This is a genomic window from Leifsonia sp. A12D58 (assembly GCF_047530025.1).
In the GTDB taxonomy this organism is placed as follows: Bacteria; Actinomycetota; Actinomycetes; order Actinomycetales; family Microbacteriaceae; genus Cryobacterium.
On the sequence record NZ_JBLJAT010000003.1, the window covers coordinates 97319 to 113120 of the forward strand.

The following is a 15802-nucleotide window of genomic DNA, read 5'->3' on the forward strand; positions in this document are numbered from 1 at the left end:
GTTATTGCCCTGGCTCGGATTGTGAAAATGGGGATCGGCCGCGAGGCCGATCCCCTTTTTCGTACCCGGAGACATCCGCGCCTTTCGAAGGCACATGCGTCCCTCCGCGAGTGCCTGCGGATCCTGCTCAGTAGGAGGGAACTGACCCCGGCTGACGCGGGATCTCGAGCCAGAGGTCGACCTCGTCGTCAAGCGAATCCTGACCGAGCGCGCTGGCGCTGGTGTCTGCGCTGCTGAGCCCCACGACGGTGATCGCCGTGCGAGATCCGTCTGCCGCCGTTCTGGCGATGATCTTGTCGGCTCCGGTCCGCTGGATGGCGGCGGCAAGCTTGTTCAGCACGATCTCGAGCTCTTCGCCTTCAAGATCGTCGATTCCGCCCTCGTCGAGGAGAGTCACAATCGCACCTCGACGCCTGGCTGCCATCACCTGGTCCCTGACCGCGTCGTTCAGCAGCTTCCGGCCGCGGATCTCATCACGGATAGCCGCCTCGAGATAGCGGCATTCCTGGCGCTGCATGGCGGTGAGTTCGCCGCCCATGTCGATGATCCGACGCAGCATCGGCGCAGCGAGTCGGTTGGTGTGCGCCAACCTCAGCTGTCGCTCAGAGAAGTGAGCGTCCTGCGCCGCCTGCCATTCAGTCGCCTCGCGTTCGGCGTATGCATACTGCCGAACGTCTCGGCTGGCCTTGGTCAGCGCATGGGACAGCAGCGCCGCAGCACCGACCCACACTGCACTTCCGATGACACCCATCGATGCCAGGGATCCAGCGCCGGCCCAGACCACCGTGTGCACGACGAGGAACCCGATGCCAATCCAAGCCAGGAGCTGCCGCTTGCGGGTCGCCGTGATCGTCATCAGCGTTCCGACCGCTGCGACGTACCAGGTGGCATACCCGTTGTAGACCGACCCATCGAGCTGGCTGCTGATAAGAAGTGGGAGGGCAACACACACCGCGACATTGAAGACGCCCAACCAGAGCGGCATCTTCGTCGGAGATGTCGGCCAGAGACTCATCACCGTTGCGATTGCATAAAGCACGATGCAGGCCGCGGCGGGGAACTGGCTCTCTGGCACTCTGATCGAATAGATGCCGAGCACGACGTGATAGGCGGAGAACAGCGCGGCGAGTCCCAGGATGAGGCTGCGGGAGAGCTTGATCATGCTTTCACCGCACCGTCATTGTGATCGTCATATTGATTGAGACCGAGCGCGGGTATCGAGGCGGAGAACTCGTTAGTGAGCGTCGCCGATTTGTCTTCCGGCCCTGGCCAATCGAGCGTGATTGTTGTGCCGTGGCCGATGCCCGTCGCAATGTGGGCAACACCACCGGCGCTGCTCATCCGCTCAACGATTGAGATCCGCAACCCGAGGCGACCGCCTGGAACAGTATCAGGGTCGAATCCGACGCCGGAATCTGCGATCTCGATCGTGCAGCCGCCCTCTGATCGGCTGCGCATCGTCAACGTGCGATCCAGCGCCGTGTCGGGTGGACCAGCGTGCTGCATGCTGTTGAGCATCGCCTGCACGGTTGCGGAGAACAGCGCCTCACTGGCAGCCACAGGGATGTTCGAGCAGAAGTCATCGATGACAGTCATCGCGAAGGGAAGCCCCAGCGTCGCGGTTGTCTGCTTGATCCTGGCGCTCAAACGGCTGAAGGGGACGTTGGTTTCGTCCTGCTGAGGAGCTACACCTGCCTCATCGAGCCGGGCGATGGCCTGCTTGGCCATACTTGCTGCCAGGTCTGCTTCCTTCGGCGAGCTCACGGCGGCTGCGGACAGCAGGGTGGTCAGCACGCTGTCGTGCACGATGGCATCCACCTGCACCCGCTCGACCTCTGTCGCATGCTGCCGAACTGCCGTCGCGTACTTGTCGAGCGCCGTCGACTGAGCGGTATCCACCGCGGCCGTCGAATGCCTGAGCATGTAGATGATGATGACGATGACCTGGCCGAGCAGGACGGCATAGACAACGTCGAGGGTCGCGAGGCTGAGGTCGGCACCGCCGCCAGAGGGCAGCATCCGGATGCCGCCATAGATGACGGGAACGACCAACGTGAAGATCGCGGCCCACACGACGGGGAATGCCAGCGCAGCGCACGAGGTGGCGACGGTGCACAAGAACCACAACCATGGCCTGCCATCCAGCGTCTCAGCTGGGTCACGAGCGAGCATGGGCCAGAGCAGCAGGGCGACGAGGTAGGCCAACGCCATGAATGATGTGGTGGCAGTGATCCACAACTTGAACGCAGTGGCGAGCACAACTAATGCAACCGAGCCATACATCAGAATGGCGAGGATAAGTCCGAGCGTCGGCTGCAAGTAGTACTGCTGATGAATCGTCGCTGACAGCGTCTGCGCAGCGAAAACCAGGCCGATGCCGCCGATCGAACGCGAAACGACAGTCTCGATCTGTCGCTGACTGATTGGGTTCAGTGGTCGCTTCGCGTCACCGAGAATATCGGTGCTGGCGGTCAGCCTAGATACGGGCATCCCCGCCATCCGGATCGAGTCCCGGAAGGATCCCGTCTTCGACAGCGCGGCGCAACAGATCTACCTTGGTCGGGGCCGGACGACCGACCTCGACATACTTCACCCGGATGCGATCGAGGTACTCACGTGCCGTCGAATGCGCGATCCCGAGCTGCATGGCGACCATTTTCAACGGCAGCCCAGAGGCATACAGGTGCAGGACGTCGCGCTCGCGCCGACCCAGCTGCGCCTTGGCGAAGTCGCGGTCGGCATCGATTGCCGTTGCCCACTCCAGGTTGTTGAGAACGTCTCCGCGCGCAACCGTCGCCACTGCCGCCATCACCGTTGTCGTCGGTGACGACTTCGGGATGACGCCTGCCGCGCCGGCCGCCAATGCCTCACGAACCGAGGCGACGCGGTCGGCGATGCTGTGTACCAGCACCGCCGCCCCTGTCGACTGCACCATGTGCACGTTGTCGGTGACGAGAGAGCCATCGCCGAGTGACAGGTCGAGGACGATGACGTCGCAGACCCGTCCGTCGAGGCCCGCGATGAGCGCGCGGGCAGACTCTGCCGCGAAAATTACGTCGTACCCGGCGTTTTGGCACGCTGCGGCGAGGCCGAGACGAACGGATTCGTGGTCGTCGACGATCCCGACGCGAACCGGGCGGTCACTCGTTCCGGTTGTGCCGGATGCTGTTGTGGTCACAGTCGACTCAGTCCTTTGGTCTTGTTGCTTGAGTCAACGATACCTAGTGCGAGAGGAGAGCCACCGCTTCGACATGGTGAGTGTTCGGAAACAGGTCGAATGCACGAAGTGTCTTGAGCTGGTAACCGTGCTCGGCGAACAGCGCAACGTCGCGTGCAAGCGCAACGGGATCACAGGCCACATAGACGATCTGACGAGGAGCGAGCGCTCCGAGCTGATCGACGACCATGCGCCCAGCGCCCGAACGCGGCGGGTCGAGAACGACGGTGCCTGCGGACAGGCGGCTGCGTTCTGCGGCGCTGGCGTCACGGCTGATGCGAGCCAGGTAGCGGTCGACACGGTCAGTGAGCGCGCTGGCGCCCATCCACTCTGAGAGGTTTTCTGACGCGAAGTCAGTTGCCGTCGCATCGCTCTCGACCGAGGTGATGCGCACCGTCGAGCCGAAGCGGTCACCGACGGCCGCGGCCAGTAGGCCGACTCCACCATAGAGGTCGAGGTTCGCTGCGCGCGGGTCGAACAGGGATTCGTCGATGGCCTCTTGCACTGCCTTCGTCAGCGTTTCGGCCGCACTCGAGTGCACCTGCCAGAAACCCGACGCGTCGAGCTTGAATTCGCGGTCGCCTACACGCTCGGTGATGACGTTGCGCGGGGTCGGCTTGCGCTTTCCCTTGGCGTCGGCCTCTGCGACAAGGATCTGCACACGACCGGTGCTCGGTGCGACGACATCAACGGATGCTGCGCCGGGAAAACGCCCGTCGAGCGGTGCGGCCATCTCGACGGCATGCGTCGCCAACGGCATGTCGTCAACGTGAATGACGTTGTGCGACCTGGCAGCGTATGGGCCGACGAAGCCGTCTTTGTCAACGTGCAGGCTGATGCGCGTGCGCCAGCCCGTTCCGTCGAGCTCATCGCCGGGCGACGCGTTCGGACCGACAGGAACGGCCTCGACGGCGACATCCGTGTCGATTTTCGCCATGCGCTTCATGGCATCAGCAAGTACCTGGCGCTTCAGCTCGCGCTGGTGAGCGAGTGCGATGTGGCCGAATTCGGCACCACCGGCACGCTGTTCTGGGGCGCGCTCGATTGCGGCGGCGGCCCAGACGTGCGGCTGGCGCTCTGGGGCTGCGTCGAGGACTTCGAGGGTCTCTGCGCGCCAGAAGCTCTTGTGGTTGGCCTCGGTGAGGCGAGCGCGGACGCGCTCACCCGGCAGGGTGTCGCTCACGAAGATGACGCGCCCTTCGTGGCGAGCGACGAAGATTCCGCCGTGGGCTACGTTGGTGATGTCGAGTTCGAGTTCAGTGCCTACCTCTGCGCCCTGAGGTTTCGGTGACTGGTGCGAATTACGGTCAGACTGTGTGCGATTGGTGCCCATCTATCGATAATCCCACACCCCAAGGAGTATCATGCGCCTCTATTTGGCATCTACATCGCCTGCGCGCCTCGCGCTGTTGCGCTCATCAGGCATCGAGCCGATTCTGCACGCTCCGGATGTTGATGAAGATGCAGTGTCAGAAGCGGCGGAACTTGCCGCAGGAGCGCCTCATGACCCGGCAGATTTGGTGCTGATGTTGGCACGAGCCAAAGCTGAAGCGGTGGCAGCAGCGCCGTTGGCAGCTGAGCCTGACGCGGCATCCGCTGCACCGGCGCCCGGAGAAGAGCTTCGCGGGCGCACCGGATTAGTCCTGGGCGGCGACTCGATGTTCGTGATCGACGGCGTGACATATGGCAAGCCGCACACCCCGGAGAACGCCACGGCCAGATGGCACCTACAGCGCGGCAAGACCGGACAGCTCCTCTCCGGACACTGGCTCATCGAGCAGGTCGATGGCGTGTCAGTGCGTGCTGCCGGTGCCGTGACCGTCGCCGATGTGACCTTTGCCGATGACATCAGCGATGCCGAGATCGATGCCTACGTCGCAACGGGCGAGCCACTTTTTGTCGCGGGCGCATTCACCATCGACAGCCTCGGTGCCGGTTTCATCACGCATATTTCTGGCGATCCGTCGACGGTTGTCGGCCTCTCCCTGCCCGCACTTCGCCGGTTGGTTCGGGGCATGGATCTCGAGTGGACAGACCTCTGGAACCGGCAGTAGTCGCCTCACCCTTGTAGGGATCCGATCGCAAGACACGCACTTTTTTGTCGAACAGAACCAAAAGAACGTGCGGGGCGGGCAATAAGCTAAGGGACTGTGTCTCCCATAACGAAGGTCCTCATCGCCAACAGAGGCGAGATCGCAGTCCGAGTGATTCGCGCAGCGAAAGACAGCGGAATTGCTTCAGTCGCCGTATACGCCGACCAGGATCGTGACGCATTGCACGCCCGCCTCGCCGATGAGGCATACGGGCTTGAAGGAACCACGAGCGCCGAGACCTACCTCGTCATCGAGAAGATTCTCTCTATCGCCCGCCGCTCCGGCGCCGACGCCATCCACCCCGGATACGGGTTCCTCGCCGAGAACGCAGACTTCGCCCGCGCCGTCATCGCCGCAGGCATCACCTGGATCGGCCCGTCGCCAGACGCCATCGAGAAGCTGGGCGACAAGGTGTCGGCCAGGCACATCGCAGAGCGTGTCGGTGCCCCACTCGCGCCAGGAACATTGAACCCGGTCGCTGACGCATCCGAGGTGCTCGACTTTGTCGACACCCACGGTCTGCCCGTTGCCATCAAGGCGGCATTCGGCGGCGGCGGCCGCGGACTCAAGGTCGCCCGCACCCGCGAAGAGATTCCGGAGCTGTTCGATTCAGCGACCCGCGAGGCGATCGCAGCCTTCGGCCGCGGCGAGTGCTTCGTCGAGAAGTACCTCGATGCGCCTAGGCACGTCGAGACCCAGTGCCTCGCGGATGCCCACGGCAACGTCGTTGTCGTCTCGACCCGCGACTGCTCGCTGCAGCGTCGCCACCAGAAGCTTGTCGAAGAAGCGCCTGCCCCGTTCCTCACCGAGGCGCAGACCACCGAGCTGTACCGCGCGTCGAAGGCCATCCTCAAGGAGGTCGGCTACCAGGGTGCCGGCACCTGCGAGTTCCTGATCGGCAAGGACGGCACCGTCTCGTTCCTCGAGGTCAACACCCGCCTGCAGGTTGAGCACCCGGTGTCTGAAGAAGTCACCGGCATCGACCTGGTGCGTGAGCAGTTCCGCATCGCGGCGGGCGGCGTGCTCGACTACGACGACCCCATCGCCACCGGCCACTCGTTTGAGTTCCGCATCAATGGCGAGGATGCCGGCCGCGGCTTCATCCCCTCCCCCGGCCCCGTGCATGTCTTCAAGCCCGCCGGCGGCCCCGGCGTGCGCGTCGACAGCGGGGTTCAGGCCGGCGATGTCATCTCCGGCTCGTTCGACTCCCTGCTTGCCAAGCTCATCATCACAGGCGCCACCCGCGAGGAAGCGCTCGAGCGCTCCCGCCGTGCCCTCGACGAGTTCGAGATCGCCGGCCTGCCGACCGTGCTGCCATTCCACCGTGCAATCGTGCGGGACCCGGCGTTCGCTCCGGAAAACGGCGAGCCCTTCTCGGTGTACACCCGCTGGATCGAGACCGAATTCGACAACACCATCGAGCCATGGACCGGCACCCTGGACGACACAGACACCTCACACAAGCGCCACAGCGTCGTCATCGAGGTCGATGGTCGTCGCATTGAGGTCACACTGCCCGTCCGACTGCTGCCCGGTGCAGCGGCTGAAGGAGCGGCATCAGGTCCCGCACCCAAGCGACGCGCAGGGGCTCACGCGATCGACACGGCAACCGGCGACGCGGTCAAAGCACCGATGCAGGCCACCATCGTCAAGCTCGCAGTGGCAGAAGGCGACTCGGTCATCAAGGGTGACCTGCTCATCGTTCTCGAAGCCATGAAGATGGAACAGCCGTTGACCGCGCACAAGGATGGCGTCATCGGCTCCATCACCGCAGAGGTCGGCGCCACAGTGTCGTCAGGCCACCTGCTGCTGACAGTCGTCGACGCGGCGTAGTCGCGCCCGGCTTCATGCCAGGGTTCTGCGTCAGCGTCCTGCGCGACCGCTGTACTAGTTGACGACGTGCATCGCCCGTGCGGCATCCGAGATGGAACCGGTGAGCGAGGGGTATACAGCAAACGCGCGCGCCACCTCGTCGACTGTCAGGCGGTGCTCAACGGCCAGTGCAAGCGGGAAGATAAGTTCGCTCGCCTTGGGGGCGACGATGACGCCACCGATGACAGCGCCGCTGCCGGTGCTCGCGAACAGCTTGACGAAGCCGTCCTTGATGCCCATCATCTTGGCGCGCGGGTTCGATGAGAGCGGCAGCTTGTAGATGTCGCCGCGCACCAGGCCCTCTTCGATCTGCTTCTGCGTCCAGCCGACGGTCGCGATCTCCGGCTGAGTGAAGATGTTCGAGGCCACGTTGCGGATCTCGATCGGGTTCACCGCGTCGCCCATCGCATGGAAGACAGCTGTGCGTCCTGACATGGAGGCCACGGATGCCAGCGGCAGCTCGGTCGTGCAGTCGCCGGCCGCGTAAATGTTGGGGATTGACGTGCGTGATACGCGGTTGACCCGAATGTGCCCAGAGTCGGTCAGCTGCACGCCGGCCTCTTCCAGCCCCAATTCGGCGGTATTCGGGATCGAGCCAACGGCGATCAGGCAGTGGCTGCCGGTGACGGTCCTGCCGTCCGAGAGCGTGGCGACTACTCCGGCCTCCGAACGCACCACCGAGTCGGCGCGGGACTTCTGCAGCACGACCATGCCGTTGCGCTTGAACACGTCTTCAATCACGTTGGCCGCGTCGACATCTTCACCCGGCAGAACCTGGTCGCGGCTCGAGATGAGCGTCACCTTCGCCCCGAGAGCGCGGTAGGCGGATGCGAACTCCGCTCCCGTCACACCTGACCCGACAACGATGAGGTGCTCAGGCACTGCTTTGAGGTTGTAGAGCTGCGTCCAGGTGAGGATTCGCTCGCCGTCAGGAATTGCGGACGGCAGGATACGCGGGCTTGCGCCGACAGAGACGACGATCGTGTCTGCCTCGATACGTTCAAAGTCCATGCCGGACTCGCCTGGGGCTGTTGAGACGATGACCGCTGTCGAGCCGTCAAGCCGTCCGTGACCCTGGATCAAGCGCACGCCTGCACGGATCAGTGTGGCCTTCATGTCTTCCGACTGCTGCCTGGCTAGTCCGAGCAGGCGCTTGTTGACCGCTGCGAGGTTGATCGCAACTTCTGGCCGTGTCGGTTTTCCGTTTTCACCACGCACGAAGAACTGCACACCCAGGTCGGTTGCTTCACCGATCGAGTTGGATGCCTCTGCCGTCGCGATCAGCGACTTAGAGGGGACGACGTCGGTGATGACCGCCGCGCCGCCGATGCCCACGCGTTCGACCAGCGTGACATCCGCTCCCTGTTGGGCACCGGCGATGGCGGCTTCGTATCCGCCTGGGCCTCCTCCGAGTACGACAATTCTCTGCTTGCGTTCGAACTCGTATGGCATTCCTCCATTCTTCCGTACCTGTGGACTTGCCGACAAACGCGCGTCATGTGGCACTGCACCATCAGGTGCCGGTATTTGGTCAAGAAAGTAGGCAGACATCGGGTCGAAGCACCGGTCACGCTGCTCTTTCGAGCAGCGGATCGCATTTCTTCCCGTGCGAAATCAATGGGCAATTAGAGTGGTGGAATGCTTACACCCGAGACCAATCCTCTTGACGACCCCCAGACCGATCCGTTCGACGTTGCGCGGATCGCAGCAGAGCAGATCGCCGCAGCAACAGGCGTTGAGCGACACGATGTCGCCCTCACGCTCGGCAGCGGATGGGGCAAGGCCGCCGACCTGATCGGCGAGACCACCCACACGATTCCCGCTCAGGAAATCATCGGCTTCAGCGCTCCGGCGCTGGAAGGCCACGTTGGCACGCTGCGCTCTGTACTGCTGCCGAGCGGCAAGCGTGCTCTCGTGATCGGCGCTCGTACCCACTACTACGAGAACCACGGCGTTCGTCGCGTCGTGCACAGCGTCAGGACCGCGGCTGCAACCGGTGCGAAGACGATGATCCTCACCAACGGGGCCGGTGGCATCAAGCAGACCTGGACGCCCGGCACTCCCGTGCTGATCAGCGACCACATCAACCTGACTGCAGACTCGCCGCTTGAGGGCGCAACGTTCATCGACCTCACCGACCTGTACTCAACCAGGCTCCGCGAGCTCGCCAAGAGCATCGACTCGAGCCTCGATGAGGGTGTCTACTGCCAGTTCCGCGGACCGCACTACGAAACCCCGGCCGAGGTACAGATGGCCAAGGCCATCGGTGGCCACATCGTGGGCATGTCCACGGCCCTCGAAGCGATCGCTGCTCGCCAGGCCGGCATGGAGATCCTCGGCATGTCGTTGATCACCAACCTGGCAGCCGGCATCCAGAAGACGCCGCTCAGCCACCAGGAGGTCATCGAAGCCGGTCGCGAGGCCGAACCGGTGATCACCTCGCTGCTGGCCCGAATCGTGGCTGCACTGTGACCAGCACCACCGAGATCACCGAGGTAGCCGCCGCGTGGCTGGCCCAGGATCCCGATCCCGAGACCCAGACCCAGCTTCGTTCGCTGATTTCCGCCTCACGCGACGGTGACGAGAACGCCACCGCCGACCTGCACGCCCGCTTCGACGAACGGCTGGCCTTCGGCACCGCTGGCCTGCGCGGCGAGATTTCTGCAGGCTCCAACCGGATGAACCGGGTCCTGGTTTCTCAGGCAGCTGCTGGCCTCGCCGCGTACCTGCTCGCTGAAGCACCGGCCGGAACCACGCCGTCTGTTGTCGTCGGCTACGACGGTCGCAAGAACTCACACATCTTCGCCACCGACACGGCCGAGCTGATGGCTGGAGCCGGCGTGCGCGCCATCCTGCTCCCTCGCCTGCTGCCGACGCCCGTTCTCGCCTTCGCGGTGCGCCAGCTCGATGCGAGCGCCGGCGTGATGGTGACGGCGTCGCACAACCCGCCGAACGACAACGGGTACAAGGTGTACCTGGGCGGCGAGAACCACGGCTCGCAGATCGTCTCTCCTGACGACGCAGCCATCGCAGCAGAAATCCTCAAGGTGGCTGCCGAACGTCTCGTCCCAGAGTTGCCCCGTGCAGCCTATGAGACCGCAGATGAGTCGGTCGTTCAGGCCTACGTCGACGCGACAGCCGGGCTTGCTGCCGCGCCGCGCGCCCAGGTGAACGCCGTATACACCGCCATGCACGGCGTCGGCTGGGACACCACCCGCCGCGTGCTCGAGGCTGCCGGATTCGAGCAGCCGACGCTGGTTGACGCACAGATCGCGCCCGATCCTGCGTTCCCCACCGTCGCTTTCCCGAACCCGGAAGAGCCGGGCGCCATGGACCTCTCCTATGAGGTCGCCCGTGAGGTCGCCGCCGAGCTCATCATCGCCAACGACCCGGATGCCGACCGTCTCGCCGTCGCCATCCCCGATGCCTCCCAGGAGAGCGGATACAGACGACTCAGCGGTAACGAGGTCGGCGCCATCCTCGGCTGGCGCGCAGCCGAGCTTGCGACAGCCAACGCGCGGGGCGACGGCGCCGCAGAAGGCACACTCGCCTGTTCGATCGTGTCGACGCCAGCACTCAAGGTCGTGGCAGATGCATACGGTCTCGGCTTCAGCGACACCCTTACGGGCTTCAAATGGGTCTCGCGGGCTCCCGGCATCATCTACGGTTTCGAAGAAGCCCTGGGCTATCTCGTGAATCCATCGACGGTGCGCGACAAGGATGGCATTTCGGCTGCCGTCGCCCTGCTGTCACTGGTCAGCGAGCTGAAGGCGGACGGTGTCACCCTTGCCGAGCACCTCGATCATTTCAGCGAGAAGTTCGGGTACTTCGCATCGGGCCAGATCTCAGTGCGTGTGAGTGACCTGTCAGAGATCGCCACCGTGATGGCCAGACTGCGCGACACTCCCCCGGCGTTCGTCGGGTCAATCGCAGTGTCGAGCATCGATGACTTGAGCGGTGGATTCGGAAACCTGCCACCGAGCGACGTGTTGCGCATCTGGCTCGCCGATGGTTCTCGCGTGATGGTGCGACCGAGCGGCACTGAGCCCAAGCTCAAGGTCTACCTCGACACCCAGAGTTCGACAGGAACCGTTGCAGAGCGACGCTCGGCGGCCACTGCAGCGCTGGCCGAACTCGACGCGGGCATGCGCGTGCTCATCGGCTGACACTCGGTTGCACGGCATCCGTTCGCAAGAAATCGACCTATACGCACGCGTTTAGGTCGATTTCTTGCTATCGGAGCGCGTTGCTTGAGGCCGCGCGGACCCGCACGGCGATGCCTGCGCACAAGATGACAGCCAGGCCGCCGAGTATTGTCGCCCAGCTGAGGTCTTCGTGCAGCAGCAGGAACGCCCACAGAATGGTCAGCACGGGTTGCACGAGCTGCACCTGGCTCACCTGCGTCATCGGTCCGATCGCGAGTCCGCGGTACCAGGCGAAGAATCCGAGAAACATGCTCACCACCGCCAGGTAGGCGAAGGCTGCCCACTCCGTCTGGGATCCCGCTGGTGGTTGCTGCACCGCGGCGACGATGGTCAGGCCGATCATCAACGGCGAGGCCAGCACGAGTGCCCACGACACGGTTTGCCAGGCACCGAGCTCACGGGCGAGCAGGCCTCCCTCTGCATATCCGATCGCCGCGGCGACGACAGCCCCGAACAGCAGCAGGTCGGATGTCGTCGGCTGCGCGAAGCCACCGCCCTGCAGCGAGGCGAACGTGATCGCGACCACGGCGCCGACCACCGCCATCACCCAGAACGATACCGCCGGGCGTTCCTTCCCACGGATGACCGCCATCACCGCTGTGGCGGCGGGGAGCAGTGCGATGACGACGGCGCCGTGACTCGCCGGCGCGGTCGTCAGCGCAAACGAGGTCAGCAGCGGGAAGCCGATGACGACGCCTCCGGCGACCACAGCCAGACGGGCCCACTGGATACCGCGGGGAAGACGCTGCTTCGTCAATGCCAGTGCTGTTGCGGCGAGCACGGCGGCAACGACAGCCCTGCCAGATCCGATGAACAGCGGCGAGAGTCCCCCCAGAGCGATCCGAGTGAATGGCACCGTGAAGGAGAACGCCATAATTCCCACAAGTCCCCACCAGAGACCTGCATGAGAACGGGATATCACCGGCGATATTATCCGAGTAGCGCTACTATCTATCTTCATGGATAACGATAGCAGTTCACGGATCGTCGCCGACCTTCGAGAGTGGATCTCTGCGGCTCCTTCCGGTGCGAAGCTTCCATCGACGCGTTCCCTGGTCGCCCGCTACGAGGCAAGCCCGGTGACCGTGCAGAAGGCGATGCGGGCGCTCACCGTGCAGGGCTTGATCGACAGCCGCCCCGGCGTCGGGACGTTCGTGCGTATGACGCGCACCGCGCGCCCGCTCGACTACGGCTGGCAGACGGCGGCCCTTCGCCCACTCCACACCCGCTTCTCCACATCATCGTCGACGATGCGAACGGGCACGCACGGCGCGATCGCCATGCATGCGGGTTACCCCGACCGTGAGCTCTTGCCTGAGCGTCTCGTTCGAGCAGCTCTCACCCGCGCAGCGCGGGGCGACGCAGCGCTCTTCCGCTCGCCAGCTTCCGGGCTTGCTGAATTGCAGTCGTGGTTCGCGACAGAGCTCGCCGCCGCCACTCCGATCGGCATCACTCCCCCCTCACCGAGTGATGTCATCATCCTCCCCGGCAGCCAGAGCGGTCTCAGCTCGATATTCCGCGCCCTCGTCACCGCGGGGCAGCCCCTCCTGATGGAGTCGCCCACCTACGGCGGCGCGATTCTCGCGGCCGCGCAGGCCGGCGTGCAGGTCATTCCCGTGCCCAGTGGTCCGAACGGGCCTGAGCCTGACGTGCTTGCACGCGCGTTCGAGGAGAGCGGGGCTCGGGCCTTCTATGCCCAACCGAACTACGCCAATCCCACCGGCGCACAGTGGTCGCCGGACACGGCGAGCCAGGTTCTCAACGTCGTCCGCGCGGCCGGTGCCTTCCTCATCGAGGATGATTGGGCTCACGACTTCGGCATTACAACGACGCCGACGCCTCTCGCCACCCAGGATGACGCCGGGCATGTCGTCTACATCCGCTCGCTAACCAAGAGCGTGTCTCCGTCCATCCGGATTGCCGCCGTCATCGCGCGCGGGCCGGCGCGCGAACGGATCCTCGCCGACCGTAGTGCATCGTCGATGTATGTGAGCGGGATCCTTCAGGCTGCTGCACTCGACGTCGTGACCCAGCCGGGCTGGCAGACCCATCTCCGCGGCCTTCGCCAGCAGCTGCGCGCACGCCGCGACCTGCTCATCGACAGCCTGCAAGAGCATGCGCCCCGCGCCCATCTCACCAATATCCCGGCCGGCGGGCTCAACCTCTGGCTCCGACTCCCTGACGGCACGGCCATCGACCGGCTGGTTCGCCAGTGCGAAGACGCCGGCGTGTTCATCGCCGCCGGCAGCGAGTGGTTTCCAGCAGAGCCGGCCGGCCCGTTCGTCCGCCTCAACTTTTCGGGCGCCAATCCTGGCGCCTTCCCGGAGGGCGCACGCATTCTGGGCCAGGCCCTCGATTCCTAAGTCCAGCTGCATAAACCAGCTGCAGCCATACCGGCGGTAGCTAGCCGAGGGCCTTTTCGAGCTTGGTGGCCAACTCGTCGAGATCGAAGTAGTTGTCGACGACGATCACATCGGCGTTGGTCTTTCCGATCGCGTCGACGAGTTCGGACGACGTCAGGATCACCTGTGCGTCACGGGCGACAGCTGCAACGCTGGCCACGTCGGTCGCGGTGACCTCTGCCTCGATGTCGAGGCGTTCAAGTGCACGCTCAGCGTTGGTCTTGAGGATGGCGGATGTTCCGATCCCTGCTCCACAGATGGTTACGATTTTCATGCTGGATCCTCGGTTGATGCGCTGGCAGTGGGAGTAACACCGAGCAGAGAGCGAATCTGGTCGGCGGTGGTAGCGGCTGAAATCGCCGGGATGACGCTGGCGTCGTTGAAGACGTTGGCCAGTTCGGACACGAACCGTACGTGCTCGTCAGAGCTTGTGACGGCCAGGCCGATCACGACCCCGACCGGGTCGTTGTGCGGATGTCCGAACGGTACCGGTTCGGCAAGCGTCACGACGCACAGGCCTTCGGCCAATACGTCGGGGCCCGGCCTCGCGTGCGCGAGGGCGAAGCCCGGTGCGATCACGATGTAGGCACCGAACTCGTCGATGACGCCGATCATGCGCTCGGTGTAACCAGCGGTTGTCGATCCGGATCGCTCGAGAACTTCGCCGACCTCGGTGATCGCCTCACGCCAATCAGCGACGCGCGCGCCAATCTCAATTGCAGAATCGGGCAATGGAGGAAGTGTCATGGCTGCTTTCGACGAGCGGGTGGTGACGGGAACGAATGCGGAATCAAGCGTTGCTGAATCCGCTCACGATGGCATCGCTGAGTTCTTCTCGGTCTTCGAGTGAGAGGAATGATGCAGCGACAGCGTTGTGCTGGAACACCTCGAGATCCTCGATGTCGTACCCAAACGCATCGCTGAGTAGTGCCAGCTCGCGGCTGAGCGAGGTGTTGCTCATCAGGCGGTTGTCGGTGTTCACCGTGACGCGGAAGCCCAGCTGGTAGAGCAGGTCGAACGGGTGGTCGAGGAGGTCGTCACCCCAGGCTGCGATGGCTCCGGTCTGCAGGTTCGATGAGGGGCTGAGCTCGAGCGGGACCTCGCGATCGCGTACCCACTGCGCAACAGCACCGAGCGTCACATAGGTGTTGTCGTTGTCTTCGCGTTCGATCGAGATATCTTCGGCCAGGCGTACACCGTGGCCGAGGCGCAGTGCACGGCCATCGATCAGGGCGCTGCGGATGCTCTCCACTCCGTCTGCCTCACCGGCGTGCACCGTGACAGGGAAGAACTCACGGGCCAGGTACTCGAATGCCGCAGCGTGGTTGCTGGCGGGGAAGCCGAGTTCTGCGCCGGCGATGTCGAATCCGACAACGCCATTGTCGCGGTGACGAACAGCGAGTTCTGCGATTTCCAGTGCGCGGTCGGCGTGACGCATCGCGGTGACGAGCTGGCCAATGCGGATTCTGGCGCCGTTCTGCTTGACGCTCTCGATGCCGGCCTCGATGCCGTCCTGTACTGCGTCGACCGCCTGGTCGAGGGTGAGGCCACGGGCGAGGTGCTGTTCGGGCGCCCAGCGAATCTCGCCGTAGATCACGCCATCCGCTGCGAGGTCTTCAACGAATTCGCGGGCGACGCGCGCGAGGCCTTCAGCGGTCTGCATGACACCTGTGGTCACATCGAAGGTTTTGAGGTATTCGACCAGCGAGCCGGAGTTTGACTGGTCGGCGAACCAGGCGCCGAGGCCTGCAGCATCGTTCACCGGCAGTTCCATGCCGATCGACTCGGCCAGTTCGATGATCGTCTGCGGGCGCAAACCACCATCGAGGTGGTCGTGCAGCGAGATTTTGGGCAGAGCGTTGATGCTGATCCCCGTGCGTGGCAACAGAAAGACCTCTGAGTTCGTGTTCACGTCACTAATCTACCGGGGGGCAGGCATCCGACGCCGCTTTGCAACCTGAACGAGCGCTGCACATGTGTCCCGATGCGCGGCGAATACCACCGATCGAGTGG

The 15802-nt window shown here is 64.2% G+C and carries 14 protein-coding genes; 5 read left to right on the forward strand and 9 right to left on the reverse strand.

What is annotated here, in order from left to right; genetic code table 11:
- Nucleotides 1-127 precede the first annotated feature (127 nt).
- Genes ACMT3I_RS08865 through ACMT3I_RS08880 form a run of 4 tightly spaced genes read right to left on the reverse strand, consistent with a single transcriptional unit; the run spans nt 128 to nt 4550 of the window.
- Nucleotides 128-1162, reverse strand: a complete 1035-nt coding sequence (locus ACMT3I_RS08865; protein WP_414804124.1) for a hypothetical protein — start codon at nt 1160-1162, stop codon at nt 128-130.
- Complete coding sequence (locus ACMT3I_RS08870) at nt 1159-2490, reverse strand: sensor histidine kinase (RefSeq protein WP_414804125.1); 1332 nt, start codon at nt 2488-2490, stop codon at nt 1159-1161. Before ACMT3I_RS08870 ends, ACMT3I_RS08865 begins: the two co-directional genes overlap by 4 nt.
- On the reverse strand, nt 2477-3178 hold the full coding sequence (locus ACMT3I_RS08875) for a response regulator (protein ID WP_414804126.1): 702 nt from the start codon (nt 3176-3178) through the stop codon (nt 2477-2479). Before ACMT3I_RS08875 ends, ACMT3I_RS08870 begins: the two co-directional genes overlap by 14 nt.
- Nucleotides 3179-3221: 43 nt before the next feature.
- Nucleotides 3222-4550 carry a class I SAM-dependent RNA methyltransferase gene (locus tag ACMT3I_RS08880; RefSeq protein ID WP_414804127.1) on the reverse strand — a complete coding sequence of 443 codons (1329 nt, stop codon included), beginning with the start codon at nt 4548-4550 and terminating at the stop codon, nt 3222-3224.
- Between the two features lie 31 nt (nt 4551-4581).
- Between ACMT3I_RS08880 and ACMT3I_RS08885 the strand changes: the two genes are divergently transcribed.
- Both ACMT3I_RS08885 and ACMT3I_RS08890 read left to right on the forward strand, forming a co-directional pair.
- Nucleotides 4582-5271 carry a Maf family protein gene (locus ACMT3I_RS08885; RefSeq protein ID WP_414804128.1) on the forward strand — a complete coding sequence of 230 codons (690 nt, stop codon included), beginning with the start codon at nt 4582-4584 and terminating at the stop codon, nt 5269-5271.
- A gap of 96 nt (nt 5272-5367) precedes the next feature.
- Nucleotides 5368-7143 carry an acetyl/propionyl/methylcrotonyl-CoA carboxylase subunit alpha gene (locus tag ACMT3I_RS08890; RefSeq protein WP_414804129.1) on the forward strand — a complete coding sequence of 592 codons (1776 nt, stop codon included), beginning with the start codon at nt 5368-5370 and terminating at the stop codon, nt 7141-7143.
- Nucleotides 7144-7197: 54 nt separating this feature from the next.
- On the opposite strand, the gene ACMT3I_RS08895 is transcribed toward ACMT3I_RS08890, so the two are convergent.
- Entirely contained in the window at nt 7198-8634 is a 1437-nt protein-coding gene (locus tag ACMT3I_RS08895) for an NAD(P)H-quinone dehydrogenase (RefSeq protein ID WP_414804130.1), read from the reverse strand.
- Nucleotides 8635-8820: 186 nt separating this feature from the next.
- Here ACMT3I_RS08895 and ACMT3I_RS08900 point away from each other — a divergent pair, with 186 nt between their 5' ends.
- Both ACMT3I_RS08900 and ACMT3I_RS08905 read left to right on the forward strand, forming a co-directional pair.
- Nucleotides 8821-9654, forward strand: coding sequence for a purine-nucleoside phosphorylase (locus tag ACMT3I_RS08900; RefSeq protein ID WP_414804131.1), 834 nt, complete (start codon nt 8821-8823; stop codon nt 9652-9654).
- Nucleotides 9651-11348: a phospho-sugar mutase gene (locus ACMT3I_RS08905; RefSeq protein WP_414804132.1), complete on the forward strand. Its 1698-nt coding sequence runs from the start codon at nt 9651-9653 to the stop codon at nt 11346-11348. Before ACMT3I_RS08900 ends, ACMT3I_RS08905 begins: the two co-directional genes overlap by 4 nt.
- A 67-nt stretch (nt 11349-11415) precedes the next feature.
- Here the strand turns inward: ACMT3I_RS08905 and ACMT3I_RS08910 are convergent, their stop codons facing one another.
- Nucleotides 11416-12348: a DMT family transporter gene (locus tag ACMT3I_RS08910; protein ID WP_414804133.1), complete on the reverse strand. Its 933-nt coding sequence runs from the start codon at nt 12346-12348 to the stop codon at nt 11416-11418.
- Here ACMT3I_RS08910 and ACMT3I_RS08915 point away from each other — a divergent pair.
- Nucleotides 12347-13750, forward strand: coding sequence for a PLP-dependent aminotransferase family protein (locus ACMT3I_RS08915; RefSeq protein WP_414804134.1), 1404 nt, complete (start codon nt 12347-12349; stop codon nt 13748-13750). The two genes, ACMT3I_RS08910 and ACMT3I_RS08915, sit on opposite strands and share 2 nt — an antisense overlap.
- A 40-nt stretch (nt 13751-13790) precedes the next feature.
- On the opposite strand, the gene ACMT3I_RS08920 is transcribed toward ACMT3I_RS08915, so the two are convergent.
- From ACMT3I_RS08920 to ACMT3I_RS08930, 3 genes are read right to left on the reverse strand one after another with little or no spacing between them, the layout of a single operon-like run.
- Nucleotides 13791-14063: a PTS sugar transporter subunit IIB gene (locus ACMT3I_RS08920; RefSeq protein ID WP_414804135.1), complete on the reverse strand. Its 273-nt coding sequence runs from the start codon at nt 14061-14063 to the stop codon at nt 13791-13793.
- Entirely contained in the window at nt 14060-14536 is a 477-nt protein-coding gene (locus ACMT3I_RS08925; protein ID WP_414804136.1) for a PTS sugar transporter subunit IIA, read from the reverse strand. The genes ACMT3I_RS08920 and ACMT3I_RS08925 overlap by 4 nt, the downstream gene beginning before the upstream one ends.
- 43 nt (nt 14537-14579) lie before the next feature.
- Nucleotides 14580-15701: an adenosine deaminase gene (locus ACMT3I_RS08930; RefSeq protein ID WP_414804137.1), complete on the reverse strand. Its 1122-nt coding sequence runs from the start codon at nt 15699-15701 to the stop codon at nt 14580-14582.
- Nucleotides 15702-15802: the final 101 nt, after the last annotated feature.